General features: G+C 32.3%; 12 protein-coding genes. All 12 read right to left on the minus strand.

Annotated features, from left to right (window positions below; translation table 11 throughout):
• Positions 1–56: 56 nt before the first annotated feature.
• A complete protein-coding gene (locus tag H2650_RS00935; RefSeq protein ID WP_255462777.1) occupies positions 57–2,210 on the minus strand; it encodes a capsule assembly Wzi family protein in 2,154 nt (717 codons plus the stop codon).
• Positions 2,200–2,943 (minus strand): deoxyribose-phosphate aldolase, encoded by a 744-nt coding sequence (gene deoC / locus H2650_RS00940; protein ID WP_188048883.1) that lies wholly within the window; start codon positions 2,941–2,943, stop codon positions 2,200–2,202. The genes H2650_RS00935 and deoC overlap by 11 nt, the downstream gene beginning before the upstream one ends.
• A gap of 211 nt (positions 2,944–3,154) precedes the next feature.
• Positions 3,155–3,532, minus strand: coding sequence for a VanZ family protein (locus H2650_RS00945; protein ID WP_188048884.1), 378 nt, complete (start codon positions 3,530–3,532; stop codon positions 3,155–3,157).
• The gene (gene gcvH, locus H2650_RS00950; RefSeq protein WP_188048885.1) at positions 3,525–3,905 is read right to left on the minus strand and encodes a glycine cleavage system protein GcvH; all 381 of its coding nucleotides are present in this window, start codon (positions 3,903–3,905) and stop codon (positions 3,525–3,527) included. The genes H2650_RS00945 and gcvH overlap by 8 nt, the downstream gene beginning before the upstream one ends.
• 87 nt (positions 3,906–3,992) lie before the next feature.
• Positions 3,993–11,138 (minus strand): cell surface protein SprA, encoded by a 7,146-nt coding sequence (gene sprA, locus H2650_RS00955; protein WP_188048886.1) that lies wholly within the window; start codon positions 11,136–11,138, stop codon positions 3,993–3,995.
• 25 nt (positions 11,139–11,163) lie between these two features.
• Entirely contained in the window at positions 11,164–11,745 is a 582-nt protein-coding gene (gene ruvA / locus H2650_RS00960; protein WP_188048887.1) for a Holliday junction branch migration protein RuvA, read from the minus strand.
• 91 nt (positions 11,746–11,836) lie between these two features.
• On the minus strand, positions 11,837–14,119 hold the full coding sequence (locus H2650_RS00965; RefSeq protein ID WP_188048888.1) for an NADP-dependent malic enzyme: 2,283 nt from the start codon (positions 14,117–14,119) through the stop codon (positions 11,837–11,839).
• A gap of 158 nt (positions 14,120–14,277) precedes the next feature.
• Entirely contained in the window at positions 14,278–14,703 is a 426-nt protein-coding gene (locus tag H2650_RS00970) for a CBS domain-containing protein (RefSeq protein ID WP_188048889.1), read from the minus strand.
• 158 nt (positions 14,704–14,861) lie between these two features.
• Positions 14,862–15,785 carry a tRNA epoxyqueuosine(34) reductase QueG gene (queG, locus tag H2650_RS00975; RefSeq protein WP_188049500.1) on the minus strand — a complete coding sequence of 308 codons (924 nt, stop codon included), beginning with the start codon at positions 15,783–15,785 and terminating at the stop codon, positions 14,862–14,864.
• Positions 15,786–15,862: 77 nt separating this feature from the next.
• Positions 15,863–16,885, minus strand: coding sequence for a Holliday junction branch migration DNA helicase RuvB (ruvB, locus tag H2650_RS00980; protein WP_188048890.1), 1,023 nt, complete (start codon positions 16,883–16,885; stop codon positions 15,863–15,865).
• 78 nt (positions 16,886–16,963) lie between these two features.
• On the minus strand, positions 16,964–18,760 hold the full coding sequence (locus H2650_RS00985) for a cbb3-type cytochrome c oxidase subunit I (RefSeq protein ID WP_188048891.1): 1,797 nt from the start codon (positions 18,758–18,760) through the stop codon (positions 16,964–16,966).
• 28 nt (positions 18,761–18,788) lie between these two features.
• Positions 18,789–19,949 carry a cytochrome c oxidase subunit II gene (locus H2650_RS00990; protein WP_188048892.1) on the minus strand — a complete coding sequence of 387 codons (1,161 nt, stop codon included), beginning with the start codon at positions 19,947–19,949 and terminating at the stop codon, positions 18,789–18,791.
• Positions 19,950–19,960: the final 11 nt, after the last annotated feature.

A 19,960-nucleotide genomic window follows, 5' to 3' on the forward strand; every position in this document is an offset into this window, starting at 1 on the left:
AAGGGATTTGACAAAAAACAATTCACAAAAAGAGTATTTAAGATTCAAAATAACAATTAATAATCAAAATACCAATTAAAAATATCTGCACGCAATCCTATACTGAACCAATTTGTACTTTCAGTAAAGTTAACTGCCGTATTCGTATTGGGGTCAAAACTCCTGTAAATATAACTTCCAAACAGTTTTAAATTAGTAGCTGGATTAACCAAATACCCTCCTTGAATATCGGCAATAAAAATTGCAGTTTTATTTCCTTGACCTACTTTAACACCACTATCTAAAGGACGCTGTTCGTCATAATCTTTATAAATATTTCCTCCATAATTAAAACCATCTTCTGCAGAATCAAAATCTAAACCTCGAGTACCAATTGTAAATTTAGCATCCGCAAAATATCTGCCTTTATGATATCTTGCAATGGCTAGAAGTTCGTTAAAATTTCCTCCCCATTGATGCCCTAAACTCTGATTGTTATGACCATAATTGGTAATTGGCTTGCTGTGCGAATACACATAAGGACGAACATGATTGTATTCTAGTTGCAATAATAAATTATCAATTTTGAAAGCATTATAGTATTTCACTCCAAGCTGATATCCGTATTTATTTTTCCAACTATTATCTCTTTTTTTAACATCACCCAAGGAAAATTCATCTAAGATAAATTGCCCATAAAAATTAATTTGATCACTCCATTTGTATTTATACGTCAATCCCAAAACTGCGTTTCCACTTCTTGCAGAAGAAGCGAATTCTACAGATCGATAAAAAATAATTGGATTTACAAAGCTTACATCAAAACCTCTATTATTTGTATTGGTCCAAATCACAGACTCAAAGAAACCTAGATTTAATCGATTAGAAACATTCCAACTCAAATAATGATTTGCCATAAACTTAGTAGCATAAGTTCTTTCTACCGTAACTTCAGGTCTTACATCCTTGAGCCACATATAGGTATTGGTATATTTAATTTTCCAAAAATTTGTATTTAATTTAAAATAAGGATATGGACTTGCGCCATCGCTTTCTAATAAAGATCGGTATCCATCACCGATAAAATTTCTTCCGTAACCCAATTGCAAGTCGATGAATTTGCTTGGAGCTAAAGTCAAATTAGCTTCTGCTAAAGGGAAATCAAATCCATCTGTTTTAAAATCTTTAGCAATTCCCATTCCAGGAACTATAGCAGGATTTCCTCCGGCGGGTTTTATTGATTGCGCATATCTGTTGTAGTAATCTGCAAAACGACCTTGACTTTCAAAAACTGTAGTTGTAAAATTAAGCATCTTACCCAATCCCCCACGAAAATTAATTCCTCGAGTATTCACATAAGTGTAAGAAGACTCACTATGAGATGCTTTTCCAGCCTGTAAATCAAATATCGGGTTCAATGTAAACCAATAGTCATCCCCCTTAATTTCTACCATACTTTCATTCCACAACTTTCTTTCCCACCAACTAGATGCTTTCTTTTTTAAATCTTCATTTACTAATTTGAGATTATAATATTTAGACACCTCAGAATACGTGTATGGTTTTGAAGCAGTATGATTATTAGTTCCTATTTGATTTAAGGAAGCATCAAATTGCGCATAATAACTATGTGAAAAAGGAACATTTAAGTGACTTTCAAATTCAGGATTATCAAATTTTTGATAGACAATATTATCTAGTTCCGTAATTTTTTTAGTATAATTAGGCATAATTTTAGCCTTAGCCAAAGCTTCTGAAGCTATCACTTCTTTTGATTTCAATGGAATTAAAATCAGCAGTGTAAATTTAGCGTAAGTAGGATTACCATTGTAAGTAGCTGGTAGGATTTTAGGAAATTTATCAAAAACTCTTTTCGTTTCTTCAATCAATTTTTCCTCTGCAGCATCAATATATATAACTTTAAAAGATCCTTCTCGATCAACCTCGAAAAGCACTTTTAAATTTCCTTTAAAATTAGTGTCTTTTAATTGTTGTGGAACTTTAAAATTTTCAAAAACAAAATCTTGAATTTGATCATAAAAACAATTTTCTATTGCCTTTGATTCTAAATTCACACAAGTTGAAAAAACAGGAAAACGCTCAGCAGAATTTAAAGACTGCACAGAACTACTTGTAATCTCTTGTGCGGTCACTGAAAAAGAAAACAACATTAAAAAAAATAAAATTATTCCTTTGTTGCAGTTTATAGTATTCTTCAATTTAGTATTCATTGTTTGAATTTTCGCCATTAGCAATCAATTTTGCACCAGAAGTACCAATTCTTTTAACCCCAAGTTCAATCATAGCAACAGCTTCATCATAAGTCCGTACTCCTCCAGCAGCTTTAACAGGAAGTGGCGATGCATTTTCAAGCATCATTTTGATAGAAGGAATTGTAGCTCCATTTGGCAAGTTATTTTCCGTTTTATAAAAACCCGTAGATGATTTTACAAAAACTTTTGAAAATAATTCTTCTTGAAAATTAGAAACAATTACATTTTTGATCAAACTTGACAATTGAATAATTTGTTTATCATTGAGTGCTGCCACTTCAATTATCCATTTTACAACTTTATTATTCTTTAAACCTAATTGTGTTCCTTTTAGGATTTCTTCTTTTAACAATTCAACATCTCCATTTTTGAAAGCTTCATAATTACAAACAAAATCAAGATCATCAGCACCATCCTCAATAGCTTGAGCAGCTTCTTTAAGTTTATCTTCAATCAACGATTTTCCTTCTGGAAAATCAATTACAGTACCTATTTGCAAATTTGATTTTTCTTTAAGAATCATTTGTTTTGCTAAAGAAACCCTATCTGGCCTAATCATAATAAGTTTAAAATGTTCTTCGATAGCTTCTTGGATAAACCCTTTAGCGACAAGAATATTTTCCTGTTCGCTAATACCTGCTTGCGTAGCTGTTTTTAAATAGGTAGAATCTAAATATTGCTTTATATTCATGATGTTTTGATTTGATAATTGTAGCAAATTATGACTTACAAAAATACATTATATCTGAACATATCTTTCAAATAAAATTTTCTATTTGTATTATACAATCTAAAAATAGCCTTTGTTATATGAATTCAAATGTGAATTAAAAAATTACAAACTAAAGAGTTACATCCATATAATAAAAAAGTCCCACATAAGTGGGACTCAAATTTTAATTTTACTTCGTTTTATTATTAAAACCAAATAAAGTAATAAGAAGTAATGATAAGCACGCACCTGAAACATTTGCCATAACATCAAATATATCTGCTTGTCTGGTTGTAGTGAAAAAACCTTGAGCTAATTCGATTCCAATTCCAAAAAAAAGAGAAAAAAGAAATGAAAAAACTAATGGTTTATAACTAACTACTTCTTTATACTGATTCTTAAAAAATAAAAAGCAGAAGGTTGTTAACACAAAATGAAAAAACGCATGAACGAATTTATCTATATTTGATACATTCCCTAAAGGAACACTACTAAACTGTGCTAAACAAAAATAAGAAATAATCAAAGACCAGATTAGTGCGGCCCAAAAATAGAGCTGTTTACGCACCTATTAATTCTTTATAAGCTTCACTAGAAAGCAATCCTTCTACTTCACTCATGTTTGCTATTTTTATCTTGATCATCCACCCTGCACCATAAGGATCAGAATTTACGCTTTCTGGATTACTTTCTAAATCGTCATTGAAAGCAATAATTTCTCCTGCTATAGGAAGAAACAAATCTGAAACGGTTTTTACTGCTTCTACTGTCCCAAAAACTTCATCTTTCTCTAAAGTTTGATCTAAAGTTTCCACTTCAACATAAACAATATCTCCTAATTCTTTTTGAGCAAAATCTGTGATTCCTACTGTTGCGATATCGCCTTCAATACTAATCCACTCGTGATCTTTTGTGTACTTTAAATTTGCTGGTAAGTTCATCTAAATTGTAATTGATAATTATTAATTGTGTTCTTTGTTACAAATGTAACAATCTTCTATTCATTTCTGGTTGAGATTCAAAAAAAATTAATTCCCAAAGTTATAACGAAGGGTAAAGCCTGAACGAATATTGGTTAACGGAAAAGAAGTAGATATTACTGCTTTTGAAAACGAATGGTCATAATAGAAAATTGCTGTCAAATTTTTACTAAAAGAATAATCTGCTTTTATTTTTAGTGACCATATATTCTGTCCTCCCGCTAATTGATTGTTGTTATAATCTAAATAGCGAACAATGGTCTGATTATTTCTATACGCTACATCAGCTGCGATATTTATATCACTTTTTATTATCCCTGTTGGACTATCTGCCAATCTCGATGAGAGTACAACATCCTTAAAACGATATCCCATTCCCACTATATATTCAACACCTTTTACTTCGGTTAAAAGATTATTATCAAAACTCATTGACAACGCTCGGTCTTTTTTGATTTCAGTAAGGACTTTAAAAGAACTTTTCAATTCGAAATCCATTCTAATTAGCGGACTAAATTGTTCTACTAAATTTATATTAGACATAATAGTCTGATTTAAAAAATTACCACTTAGATCTACTCCATTAGGCGTTTTATCATAATCAAAATTAGATCTAAAAGCATTTATGGTGTAGGAAGCTCTGTAATTATGCTGCAAAGAAAAGCGTTTAAAATTTTCTTTAAAAAGACTATAACGCATCAAGCCATTGTATTTAACCGCCCAATTGGGTATCGGAAAACTTCTAAAAATACCTAATGAAACCGCAGAGGCATCGCCACCAGAATAAGCCGCCAAAAATGCTGGCAATAATACTGACTGATTGTTTTTACCATATCCTAAAGGAAATCCTTCTGGATCTCTATTCAATGGGTTGTTAATGTCAATACCTCGTTCTGTGGCTAATCTATTTGCAATTGTAAGACGGTTGGCTCTAAAATCATCAAAAGCTGCCGAACCATTTTCATCACTAGTAGAAAATGAAGTTTTTATTAACACAGTTGAAATTGAAAAAATACCTGTATTGTAAGGAGATCTAGCGTTATAAATACCATTTGTAACATCATATTGTTCTGATGAGTTTTCAGATATAGATCTGTCTAATGTTAAATCAATCTTCAAGTCTGGAAACAAATCTATATTGGCTGTGGCTTTAAACAACTTGTTACTTACCTGAGTGAAATTTTGGTTAAAATCAGGGTAATCCGTTAACCATCCGTTTTTTGCAGCTTCATATCGAATATCATCTTGGCTTCCAAAGATAAAACCTAAAGAAGGTCTTGAGGAACCTAAAAATCCAATTCCCGGCGTATATCCTGGTAAAACCGTACCACTATTATAGGTATAATTGACCTGAATGTTTTTTACACTAGTTAAAACCCCAAGCAAACCATCCATAAAAGGATTGTTTTTTGGAATTTGATTCGCATTAGCATTTACTATTTTCTCCCCAGGTTTTGGCAGTACTGTTTTTGCTTTAGGAGTTGTTTTAGAGTTGTTTTTTGAAATACCCAAATACTTATACAACATCTCCATATTGAATGTGGTATTTATATTATTTGAATTCGCATTTTGAATCGTATTTCCTAAATTATAATCAGTACCGTCAATACTAATTTGCGAAAGCGCGTTAGAAGCACGTTGCCAAGTATAATCACCCGTATAAGAATAATTTGCTTTTACAAAACTAAATAATGGTATTTTATTAATTGGTATTTCATAATTAACTACCAATTGTTGCATGTGCTGATTTGGATCTCCTATATCCCAATAACTATCCCAAATGGTAAAACTATCAATAGGTTCATTGTCTTCATTTAAATAATTTTTTACAATATTACTTGAAGAAGCTGTGTAATTTAACTTTAGCGATTTAGTTAAATTATAATTAAAACCATATTGATAATTAAAAGCAAAATTTCTACGATATAAAGGATCTAGACCAATACCTTCTACTTCTACTTGCCTAAATTGCTGACGATTATATTGTCTATTTATATTGGTATTGAAAGTTATATTAGAAGGCAAATAATTAAAATTAAAGTCACTCAACAACTTCCAGTAATTACTTTTTTTCAAAAACTCGTTCTTTTTAAAAGGTTCGATTGGTTTAGATTGAAAAGTATATCCATAATCTACTGATGAGTTGGCTTGCTGATCTACATAATCTTCTATTTCAAAATCATGTCTTTCTACTTGATTAAAAGACTGAGAAAAAGTAAAGTTTTCAGGATCATACAAATGTTGTTTTTGCTCTGGCTGACGTTCTTTTCTTACTCCGATAAAGTTTATACTTTTCCTTTTAGTATAATCTACTGCTCTATTAATTATATTATCTCTCTTATTTTGATCAGTGGTGTTTTCTAGTAATTGCTTTAGTTTTATATCTTGATTAAAAGGGTCGTACTCCGGGGTAATTGTTTCTTCGCCAATAGCATAATTAAAAGGTAAATTAACGCCCCATTTTTGTGGCAATAATTTACCTAAATTCACATTAGTTACAATATTATATTGTCTTGTATCTTCTCTACTTCGTTCGTTTGGCCCTTGTTCTAAAGATCCAAAACCAATAGTGGTTTTTCTACCGGAAGCAGAAATCGTAGCAAAATCAGCAAGGTTGGTATCAACATTAAGAACTGCTGCCATTCCTCCGTGATTATCCATATCTGCCAATCGAAGTTCATTAAACCATACTTCTCCTTTTATGTCATTACGGGCATCACTATTTTTTAGACCTACCATAAGTGTTCGTACTAATCCAAAATTTGGATTCCCTTTTATACCTAATTTCAACCCATTACTTCCATCTCCTTCTGGTCTATTTGGATCTGAATCTGGATAATAAATTCCGTCAGCAGGCAAAGTCATCGGATCGATGCTCATTGCTATAATTTTTAATTTAGTTAACAATGCCAATGATAAATCGATTTGATTTTCCTCTGGCCAAACGGCTTCGGCGCTTAAAGAACTACAATCAGAATTAGAAATTCCTGCAGGAACCGTTACTTTCAATGGAATTTCTATTTGGTAAAAATTTTGTGTAAAGTCATTTCCAAAACGAATAAAACCTACCATTTGATTGTCTTGAAGAGCGATTTCTCCTGGCAATGATTCGGCATGCAAGAACATTTTTAATTTCTTGAACTGACGCATATCAATACTAACATTTTTAAAAACAGCTCTTGAATCTCCAGGTTCTAATCCGTCACCCGAAACTCTTAAAGCCAGCGCCTGTTCATTTTGATTAATAATGGTATTGTTATTATAAAGTTGCTCTCTTTGAACTCCTGGAGGCGAAATATAATTCACGGGGCATCTTTCATTATTTTCTTGCACACTTACAGCCTGAACATCTAAAATAGTATTGTCATCTGCCAGATTTAAATCATTAAAATCAAGAGCATTTGTATATCTTCTCCATTCGCCACGAACCAAATCTAAGGCTCCAAAACGAACTGTAACCTCAGACGTAAATCCAGTCATAAACATTCTCATGAAACGAATTGATCTAAAATCAGAAATGTTTCCTATTGTATTCTCTGGTTGAGAAACAGGCACTTTAAATTGCAACCACCTCGCTTCTGTGGTAGAACCATCAGGCAAAGTCACTTGTGTATTTCTTACATCAGTTACATAATTTTGACCAACATTCATCCCCGGCTCAATAGCAACACTATATTCGTAGTAAGCATTGATGGTATTCATCGTATTGTCTCTATTAATATCCTCAACATCAGGCAAAGTTGTCGCTCCTCTATTAGGATCATTTATATTAACAGCCGAATTTCCTTCGGTACCATTATAATTTTTATACCTATCTAAAATGCTTCCAGTAGTATTTAAATAATAAATGTAATCATCTGCTGCAGGATCTAGTTCAGAGGCAAAATTAGTATAAACAGAACCTTCATTCGCATTAGACAAACCATCTAAACCTATATCTTGGTTTTTTCTGTTATCAGCATTGTTATCAAAGGCATAAATCAAGGATTGAGACGCAGGAACATCTCCCCATAAAGGTCTTGGATTTGTTAATATTTGATCTGGACCTAAACCATTTTCATATTGTTTTCTTCCATCTTTTAGTACATCTTCTGATATTTCACCTAAATTAAAATAAATTTTTCCTGTATTTGTCAAAGGTGATTGTCCTTTTCCCACATAGGGATCTAAAACCCAAAACTGAATATACTCTACATTACCTTGTTCAAAATTGGTAGCATTCAAAGACCTCATGATTCCTCCAAAATTACTAGCTGGATCCGAAGCGGTAGTAGTACTATTATTATAAGAACCTCTTTCGGAGGGATAATAACTCAAGTCTAATGTATTTACAACTTGGGTTTGGCCTTGCGCGATATCTGTAAGTGGATACAACTCTCTACTAAAAATTCTTCTGGTTGAATTAAGTGAAAGATCTTCATTAGAAATTCCAGAAGGTTTTTGAGTATAAAAAATTGGGTCAATAGAATACCATGATAATTTGGCTCTTTTGAATCCATAACTTAAATCATTTGCATCAGCATTAAAATTATAATTACTTTTTGCATTTCTAGCAGGAGTAGATGCTAAACTCCAAGAATAAGCAGAACGCATGTCTATAGTAGATTGCGAGCCTTCAAAATCATCAACATAAATAGTAGATTCTCCCTGAAACTTATCTGCTTTGGGCGAATCAGGTTTCAAAAAAGCTACTTCACCTCTTATCGAAAGATTAGAGGGAACATCAGTATCAATATTTGGCAATTTATTTACTAAGCGTGTCAAAAAAGGAACCGCAGTAGAGAAATTAGTATTAAATCCAAAAATAGTATTATTAACAGATTCTTGACCAAAACTTGATTTTTGTGTAAATGGTTTTTCAGACATTTTTAGAAATGTACCACCAACTAAAAAATTATCAGAAATTTTATGTTCTACATTAACTCCCATGAAACGTCTGGTTTGCTGACCAAAAATCGAATTATTCTCTAAAGAAACTTCAATTGGTGTATTAGAAGCTTGTAAAGAAGGATCCAATATTTGAACACGACCTAATTGATAATTAACACTATAATCGACACCTTCAACCAAAACTCTTCCCGCAGCAGTAACTACTACTGAACCTTGAGGAACATTGAATGCTCCAATTGGAATACCATCGCCACCACTTGACTTATACTTACCTCTTAATAGAAATTTATTTTTATCACTATCTTGCAAAGCACCTGATTGTGTATTTCGGTACATACTTCGAAAAACATATTTCTTTTGATTTTCATTATAAGTTGTCGTATTATTATAATTTTCTGCTGATCCAGTATTTGTTAGTTTTGAAAATAATAATTCACCAAAAGGTTCTTTAGTTGTAAATATAATTCTCCCGTTCTGAGCATCAATTGTTAGACCAGGCATGAAATCAAAAAAACCATCTCCTCCATCTTGAGGATCGTTGTTATAATTTAACTTATCTAAATTAAAAACTTTTAGCAAAGGCGTTTCAGCAACTTTATTTTCTTTGGAAGGATTGGCAGGAAAAGGACTTCCCGCAACTGGACTAATATAATTTAGTGGTGAAGGATCAGAATACAGGATATTAAATCTAAAATCTTCTTGCTTTAATTGGTATCCACCTTGAATTTGGTATATATTTTTCATCATCAAATTCCAAACGGGATTTTTTACGTTTGTCAAATTGCTTTTCAGCATTTTTAATACTAAACTTTGTGAAATAATTGCTTGATTAGATGGATTCGTTCCTGTTACCACCGTCGCATCTACACCGTCATTACCAAACTCCCCTACTTGATAAACTTTATCACCAATTGTATATTGATAGGCAACAGCAAGCACTTCATCATTAGCTAATCTTTGTTGCAAGGAAATATACCCAAGTTGCGGATTAAAGGTATATTCATTTGGATTAAGTTTTCTTGCATTTTCAAGTTTAGAATAATCTTGACCTTCGCTAATCGTAATATTAAAACCAGAATTAGCCGTTACAATTTCACGAATATTAGCATTCAGTAATCCTGTTCCTAATGTAATTTGCGCTGGATCATAATCATTATTCGAGTTGTCCGTTGGAGAATCTGGCGGATTATTAAAAATGCCATTAGAAGGATTTAAAACTACCACCTCGGTATCTGGTAAACCAGACAATTGTCCTTCACCTAAATCCTGAAGCGCAATAATATTTCTTAAGTTATTGTTAGTTGTAGTTACCCTATTTTGCTTATTTGTTACCCAGATTTCAATTCTAGAAATTTGAACTCTACTATCTATAAATGGGTAATTTGCAAGTGATTTATCATATCTATTTCTAAAATACTGAGATAAGAAAAAGTGTCTGTCTGAATCATAATCTAATGCAAACATCTCGAAATTTTCAATAGTACCTCCACCTTCTGCAACTAAACTTTTTGTTTGTGATTTTTGTTCCGAAAAAACACCTGTTATAGTTGTCTTACCAAATTGAAGCTTGGTTTTGACACCAAATAAACTCTGTGCCCCTCTAATCAAAGAACTGTTTAATGGCATGCTCACATTTCCCACCTCTATTTTCTGAATAATATCATCCTCTGAGGGGGAATAATCTAGTTTTATTAAATTCTGAAAAGCAAATGTTGATTGCGTATCATAATTAGCATTTACATTAAGTCTAGTTCCTACTTTACCCATTAAACTCATACTAATTCTTTGATCAAAATCAAAAGTTAGATTAGAACGATTTCTTGGAGAAAAAGAGGGATTATCTTGTTTCGTATACCGCATACCAATATCCATCTCTACAGATCCGGTAGGCTTTACATCAATTGTATTACTTCCAAAAATTGATTCGAAAAGACCCGATTTAATGTAATATCTTGGCAATAAATCCTTTTTAGCCAGATCGCTACCTTCTTTTTTACCATCAACAGCATCGACTTTTTTCTTAAAATAGTCTCTCATCGACTCTTTTAAAACTAAATTCTCGTATTCTTTTGGAGTTAAAATTATTGGATAATTGATAGAAAACCCTTCTACAGAATTGGTATAAATATACCGATCAGTAACAGGATCATAAGTATATGCAGAAATAATACTTTTTGGATTTTTTAGTTGAATTTTCCCTTTAGAAAATCCATTTTTAGTCGTATCCTGAACAACTTGTTCTACTTGAGCTTGTGATACAAAACCACAAAATAAAACAAGCAAAAAAATACAAATTTTATGCATAGAATTCGTGTTTCTTATGTAGCTTTTAAAGGCTTTTTAATGCTTTTTTAATAATTGTCTCTACAGAAGCATCTGGATCTTCTTTGACAATTTTTTCAATAATTTTCTCTGAAGTTTTACGTACAAATCCTAAAACTTCCAAAGCAGATAACGCTTCATCTCGATTTGTATTGCTTTGTGACATAGAAACTTCGTCTAAATCATATAATTTTAAGACTTTCTCCTTTAAGTCCAATATCACTCTTTGAGCTGTCTTACTTCCAATTCCTTTTATGGACTGGATTGTAACCACATCTGCAGACCCTATAGCGTTGGTAATTTGTTTAGGATCTAGCGAGGATAACATCGTTCTAGCGATACTCGCTCCAATTCCTGAAACGGATAGCAATAATCTAAAAATTTCTCTCTCTGATTTTTCTATAAAACCAAAAAGTGTATGCGCATCCTCTTTAATTTGAAGATGCGTATACACTTTTATAAAATCTGTATTGGGCAGTAAAGAATAAGTATGTAAAGAAATATTAATATGATAACCAACACCACCACAATCAATAACAATATGCGTTGGTGACTTCTCTACTAATTTCCCCTGTAAATGTGCTATCATACTTAAAATATATTTTCAAATATAATAAAATTAACAGAGGATTAACTTAAAATTATAACTTTAACTATATTGCTACAGTATAAATATTGATTTAGTTTCTCTTTTTAATTGCTTTTTCTTGAGCATCAATTACGGCAATTGTTGCCATATTAACCATTTCCTCTACGCTAGCACCCAATTGAAAAATGTGAACAGGTTTCCCCATACCTAACATAATAGGCCCTATAGAATCAACCTTATTTAATTCTTTCAAAAGTTTATAGGTAATATTTGCTGCGTCTAAATTTGGAAAAATCAAGGTGTTTACTTTCTTACCCGCTAATTTTGAAAAAGGAAATTTATCTTTTAACATTTCTGAGTTCAAAGCAAAATCGGCTTGTATTTCTCCATCCACTATCATTTCAGGATGATTTTTATGCAAGTATGAAACTGCTTCTCTTACTTTACCCGCATTTTCACTTGTCGATGAACCAAAATTAGAAAAAGATATCATTGCTATTACGGGTTCTATTCCAAACATTTTAGCTGTTTTGGCTGTCATGATCGCAATTTTAGCCAAATCATCAGCTGTTGGATCAATGTTAATTGCCGTATCCGATAAAAACATTGGTCCACGAGCGGTCATCATCATATTTGTAGTAGCTACAATAGATGCTCCAGGCGCTTTTTCTATAAGTTGCAACATTGGTTTTACCACCGATGGATAACTTCTAGAGTGTCCCGTTACTAATGCATCTGCTTCTCCTTCATTAACCATCATTGCAGCAAAATAATTTCTTTCTCTCATTAGTTTTTGAGCATCAAAGAAAGAAATACCACGTCTTTTTCTGGCAGTCCAATATGTGGTAGCAAACTTATTTCGACGTTCATTTTCTACGTCAGTTTTTGGATCAATAATAGTAACATCTGCGTCAAAACCAATTTCTGCTTTCAACTCTAAAATAATTTCTTTATTCCCTAACAAAATTGGAAAACCAATTCCTTCTTCCCAAACGATTTGAGCTGCTTTTAGAACATCTAAATGATCCGCTTCGGCAAAAACGATTTTTTTAGGATCCATTTTTGCTCTGTTTGTCATCAAACGTAACATCTTATTGTCATTTCCTAGACGGTCCAATAATTCTTCCTCGTACTTATTCCAATCCATTATTGGATTTTGCGCTACACCAGAATCCATTGCAGCTTTTGCAACAGCAGGAGCAACAACGGTAATTAATCTTGGATCAAAAGGTTTTGGAATAATATATTCACGACCAAAATTCAGCTTAGTTGCTCCATAAGCAACATTTACTTGTTCCGGCACAGATTCTTTTGCTAATAAAGCTAAAGCTTTGACAGCCGCCATCTTCATTTCTTCATTGATAGTAGTAGCGCGAACATCAAGCGCTCCTCTAAAAATATAAGGGAAACCAAGAACATTATTTACTTGATTAGGATAATCTGAACGACCTGTAGCCATAATTATATCTTTACGAGTCTCCATCGCAAGATTATAATCAATTTCTGGATCTGGATTTGCCATAGCAAAAACGATAGGATTTTCAGCCATTCCCTTCAACATTTGAGCAGTCATTATATCTCCTGTTGATAATCCTAAAAATACATCTGCTCCATTTAATGCTTCTTCAAGACTCATTGAAGCACTATCCTTAGCATATTTTAATTGAAGTTCAGATAGTTTAGGATTATCCTTAGTTAATAAACCTTTGCTATTGAACATAAAAATATTTTCAATTTTCACACCTAATAGCACATATAAATCGGCACAAGCAATAGCTGCTGAACCTGCTCCAGAAACCACTAATTTTACTTCTTCGGCTTTTTTATCTGCTAATTCCAATGCATTCAATAATGCCGCTGAGGATATAATGGCAGTACCATGTTGATCATCATGCATAACGGGAATATTCAATTCCTCTACCAGCCTTCTCTCAATTTCAAAAGATTCCGGCGCTTTGATATCTTCTAGATTAATTCCACCAAAAGTTGGTGCTATATTCTTTACAGTTTGAATAAACTCTTCAATATCTTTAGTACCAATTTCGATATCAAAAACATCAATATCAGCAAATATTTTAAACAACAAACCCTTTCCTTCCATTACTGGTTTAGAAGCTTCTGGTCCGATATCACCAAGTCCTAAAACAGCTGTTCCATTAGTAATTACAGCAACTAAATTTCCTTTGGCAGTATATTTATAAACGTTATTTACATCCTTAACAATTTCTAAGCATGGCTCAGCTACGCCAGGAGAATAAGCCAATGATAAATCTCTCTGCGTTGCATATTTCTTTGTAGGAACAACTTGAATTTTACCAGGAGTTGGCTTTGCATGATATAATAATGCTTCTCTTCTTTTACTATTTTTTTCCATTGATATTAGATTTTTATCTAGTCTACAAAGATAGAAGACTTGTCTTAAAAAGTTATCTTTTATCGTATTCTTTTCTAAAATTTAAAGTCATACAAACATATTTAAACAACAACAGCCACATAAATTGCGGCTGTAGTTATCATTTTGAAAATAAATTCTTACTGTGTAATATAAGAATTCAAATGCTCTATAGTATCCTTTTGAATATCAATAATGGCTTTTACCACATCACTAATTGAAATTATTCCAATGACGACATTATTTTCTAAAACAGGTAGATGACGGACTCTTTTGGTGCTCATTAATTCCATACAAAATTCTAAATTATCTGAAGGATTTACTGTAATAACATTTGTTTCCATGATCTCATGTACCAAGGCTTTTTTTGATGATTTTGCTTTTAAAACAATTTTTCGAGCATAATCTCTTTCAGATAAAACACCTTTTAAAACAGTATCTTCAATAATGAGAATAGCACCAATGTCTTTTTCACTCATTACTGTCAATGCTTCATACACTGTATTTGTTGCAAGTATAGAATAAACTTCCTTTCCTTTTGTACTTAAAATTTGATTAACAGTCATAACTCTTTGATTTTGTGAGATATAAAGTTAAAAAAAATATAATAAAAACAAGGAATAAAGATTAAATAAATAAAATTGAAACTTAAAAAAGTTATAGACTATTTTTTTATCGAAAATTTTTTTGTTAAAATAGCATAAATATGGAATCTATAAAAAAATTACTGCAAAAAATCAATATTCCTTTTTAATCCTAAAAACTTAGCTCTTTTGATAGGAGATTTTTTAAAAACAGTTTTGAAAGTTTCTTCAGTAATTTCAATCCAATCTTTTTTAGACATCGTCAACAACTCAGAATTTGCTGTAAATAAGGGTTCGTTGTGCTTTTTTGAAAACTTATTCCAAGGACAAACATCTTGACAGATATCACATCCAAAAGCCCAATCATTAAATTTTCCTTTCATCTCTATAGGAATATTTTCTTTTAGCTCAATCGTAAAATAGGAAATACATTTACTACCATCTACCACATAAGGAGCAACAATCGCTTCAGTAGGACAAGAATCAATACAAGCAGTGCAATTGCCACAATGATCAGTAGTAGCATTATCATATTCTAAATCGAGATCAATTATCAATTCTGCAATAAAATAAAAAGAACCTACTTTTTGGGTTATTAAATTACTGTTTTTACCAATCCACCCCAAGCCACTTTTAGATGCCCAAGCACGATCTAATACTGGTGCAGAATCTACAAATGCACGCCCAGACACATCCCCAATAGTTGATTGAATTGAAAATAAAAGCTCTTTCAACTTCTCCTTAATAACAAAGTGGTAATCTTCACCATAAGCGTATTTAGAGATTTTAAATGCTTCTGGATTTTGATGTTCTTCTGGATAATAATTTAATAGCAATGAAATAACACTCTTTGCATCTTCAACAAGTAAAGTAGGATTTAATCGTTTATCAAAATGATTTTCCATGTAGGACATCTGTCCATTATTATTATTTTTCAACCAATTTTCCAAACGCGGCGCATCTTCTTCTAAAAAACCAGCTTTAGAAATACCACAAGACAAAAAACCAAGACGAATTGCCTCAGATTTGATGAATTCTGTATATGTTGATTTATTTTGAATGATATAAATTAGCAGTTAAAAAAAAAGATTAAAACTCTATATAAAACAATAATTTTTACACTTATGCTTATTAAAAAAAACTAGAACAAGCCTCCCTGAATATTAGTTTTAATCTTTCCTAAATGTTTATAAGCTTTCTCAGTAACTTCTCGTCCTCTTGGTGTTCTCATAATAAAGCCTTCTTGAATTAAAAATGGTTCATAAACCTCTTCAATTGTTTCACTACTTTCTGAGACTGCTGTTGCCAAAGTTGACAAACCAACAGGACCACCCTTAAATTTATCAATAATTGTATTCAAGATTTTATTATCCATCTCATCTAAACCATGAGCATCAACATTAAGTGCTTTTAAGGCATATCGGGCAATTTCAATGTCAATACTTCCATTTCCTTTAATTTGGGCAAAATCACGGACTCTACGCAACAAAGCATTCGCTATACGAGGAGTACCTCTACTTCTGCCAGCGATTTCAATAGCAGCCTCCATGGTTATAGGCATATTAAAGATTGAAGCACTTCTTTCTACAATTGTAGTCAATAATTCAGTAGTATAATATTGCAAGCGAGAGGCAATACCAAAACGAGCACGCATCGGGGCTGTTAATAAACCTGATCGTGTAGTAGCGCCAATTAATGTAAATGGATTTAAATTAATTTGAACCGTACGTGCATTAGGTCCAGACTCTATCATGATATCAATCTTGAAATCCTCCATTGCAGAGTATAAATATTCTTCAACTATTGGACTTAATCGGTGTATTTCATCTATAAATAGAACATCTCTCTCTTCAAGATTTGTCAATAAACCTGCTAAATCACCAGGTTTATCCAGAACAGGTCCAGAAGTTATTTTAATACCTACTTGAAGTTCATTAGCAAGAATATTAGCCAAAGTGGTTTTACCTAATCCCGGAGGCCCATGAAATAAAGTATGATCTAGCGCTTCATTTCTTTGATTCGCAGCTTGAACAAAAACTTTTAAATTTTCCAGAACTTGGTCTTGACCAGCAAAATCATCAAAGGAAAGTGGTCTTAACTTTTTCTCAATATCAAGCTCTTCTGCATTATAACCGTTTGAGGTTGGATCTAGATTTTCATTCATGAAACAAAGATAGAATAAAGTTACAAGTAAAAAAAAATGCCTTCCAGAATTGAAAGGCATTTTTTTATATTTTAAAATCTAGTGATGTAAAACTTCTTCACCAGGCTTCATTGGTACATTTTGAGGAACAAAATCTACATCATGATTAGGATTACTATAGTCATAAGGCCATCTGTGAACTTCTGGAAGTTCTCCAGGCCAGTTACCATGAATGTGTTCTACTGGAGCAGTCCATTCAAGTGTATTTGATTTCCATGGGTTTTGAACCGCTTTTTTCCCGTAAAAAATACTACTGAAAAAGTTGTAAAGAAAAACCAATTGAAAAACACCTCCTACTAAAGCAAATGTTGTAATAAGAACATTTACATTTTGTAAGTCATCAAATAAAGGAAAGTTAGTGTTAGTATAATAACGTCTTGGCAAACCAGCTAATCCAATAAAATGCATTGGGAAAAATACTCCATAAGCACAAACTGCAGTTACCCAAAAGTGAATGTAACCTAAGTTCTTATTCATCATTCTACCATACATTCTAGGAAACCAGTGGTAAACACCAGCAAACATACCGTATAAAGCAGAAATCCCCATTACTAAGTGAAAGTGAGCTACAACAAAATAAGTATCGTGAACGTTAATATCTAACGTACTGTCTCCTAAAATAATCCCTGTTAAACCACCAGTAATAAAAGTAGATACCATTCCTATTGAAAACAACATCGCTGGATTCAATTGTAAATTACCTTTCCATAATGTTGTTATCCAGTTAAAAGCTTTAACAGCAGATGGAATCGCAATTAATAATGTAGTAAAAGTAAATACAGATCCTAAGAAAGGATTCATACCTGAAACGAACATATGGTGACCCCAAACTATTGTAGATAAAAATGCAATAGCTAAAACAGACATAATCATAGCTCTGTAACCAAAAATTGGCTTACGAGAACTTGTTGCCATAACTTCTGATACAATACCCATCGCAGGTAAAATAACAATATAAACCTCAGGGTGACCTAAAAACCAAAATAAGTGTTCAAATAAAACTGGAGAACCACCTTGATAATGTAAAACCTCTCCCGCAATATAAATATCAGACAAGAAGAATGAAGTACCAAAACTTCTATCAAAGATTAACAATAAAGCTGCTGATAATAACACTGGAAAAGATACAACACCAATAATAGCTGTTACAAAAAACGTCCAAATTGTTAATGGCAATCTTGTCATTGACATTCCTTTAGTTCTAAGGTTGATTACAGTAACTATATAGTTCAAAGACCCTAACAAAGAGGAAGCAATAAAAATAGCCATTGATATTAACCAAAGTGTCATACCCATACCAGAACCTGGGATTGCTTGTGGCAAAGCACTTAAAGGAGGATAAATTGTCCAACCAGATGATGCAGGTCCTGCTTCAACAAATAAAGAAGAGAGCATGATTACAGCTGACAAAAAGAACAACCAATAGGAAACCATATTCATAAATCCTGATGCCATATCACGAGCTCCGATCTGAAGAGGTATAAGTAAATTACTAAAAGTACCACTTAAACCAGCTGTCAAAACAAAGAAAACCATTATGGTACCGTGTATTGTAACTAAAGCTAAATAAATGTCATTAGCCATAACTCCATTAGGTGCAAATTTATCACCTAATAAAATATTAAAAATTTTAAAAGATTCCTCTGGCCATGCTAATTGCATTCTAAAAAGCAAAGACATCATAACCCCTATAACTCCCATTATAATACCTGTAATTAGGTATTGTTTAGAAATCATTTTATGATCTATACTAAAGATATATTTAGTAATAAAAGTTTCTTTATGATGGTGTTCGTGTTCGTGATCTAATGCGTGATCGTGACCTTCTGCTGACATATATGTTTACTTTAAATTTTCTTAATAATTATTTCATAGCTATTTTAACAACAGCTGTACTATCACCAACTTTAGTTGAATCTTGCTTTACAGCACCATCAACTGCAGGTGCAGCAGAAGCCTTAGCTTCTTTTACTTGATTTACCAAAAGAGCTTGCTCACTCACCCATTTTTTATAATCCTCTGGAGTATCAACAATTACTTTCATTTGCATATTGTAATGCGATGCACCACAAATTTTATTACATAACAATAAGTAATCAAAAGTGTAAGGATCTAAAGCAGTTTCACCTTTAGCAACTAGTTCAACACTTTTCTTAGCTCTTAAGTCATTAATATGCGCTACTTTTTCAATCATATAAGGCAACTCTCTATATTCAGCAGTTGTCAAGATTGGTGTAAAAGCAAACTCAGTAACCATTCCAGGAACACAGTTCATTTGCGCTCTAAAGTGAGGAAAATAAGCTGAGTGCAAAACATCTTGTGATCTCATTTTAAAATGAATCTTTTTTCCTTTCGGGATATGTAATTCTGTAACTACAATATCGTCTTGAGAATAAGGATCTGACATATCAACACCAAGACTATTTACACCTTCGATCAATCTAACATTCGCCTTACCCAAAACATTATCAGTTCCTGAATATCTTGCTTTCCAGTTAAATTGCTGTGCATATAATTCAATTACAATAGTGTCTTCATCTTCATCAACAAACATAATGTTTGTCCAAGCATATAAACCATATAATATTAAACCAGCTAAAACAACTGCAGGAATAACACTCCAGACAGCTTCTAATTTATTATTATCAGCAAAGTATAACGCTTTTTGATCTTTTTTACCTTTATATTTAAAAGCAAAATAGTGAAGTAACGCTTGAGTAATTGCCTGAACAATAAAAATAAGTACCCAAGTAATATTCATTAAATTATCAACATCCAAACCGTGCTCAGAAGCAGGAGTGTGAAGAACAAGAGGTCCCCATTTAAATAAACCATAAATAGTGAAGATGTAAAGAAAAGCTAAAAATGCAAACATGATATAACCTTGTACGTTATTATCATCATCTGTAGCTACTTCTGATGTATCTGAATTGGATCCAACTTGCGTTAGGTCGAATATTTTAGTCAATTGCCATAAAGCAACAGCTAATAAAACTAAAACTATAATTACCAACAAACTTGTCATCTGTTTTCTAC

Source organism: Flavobacterium sp. GP15, assembly GCF_014281985.1.
In the GTDB taxonomy this organism is placed as follows: domain Bacteria; phylum Bacteroidota; class Bacteroidia; order Flavobacteriales; family Flavobacteriaceae; genus Flavobacterium; species Flavobacterium pygoscelis.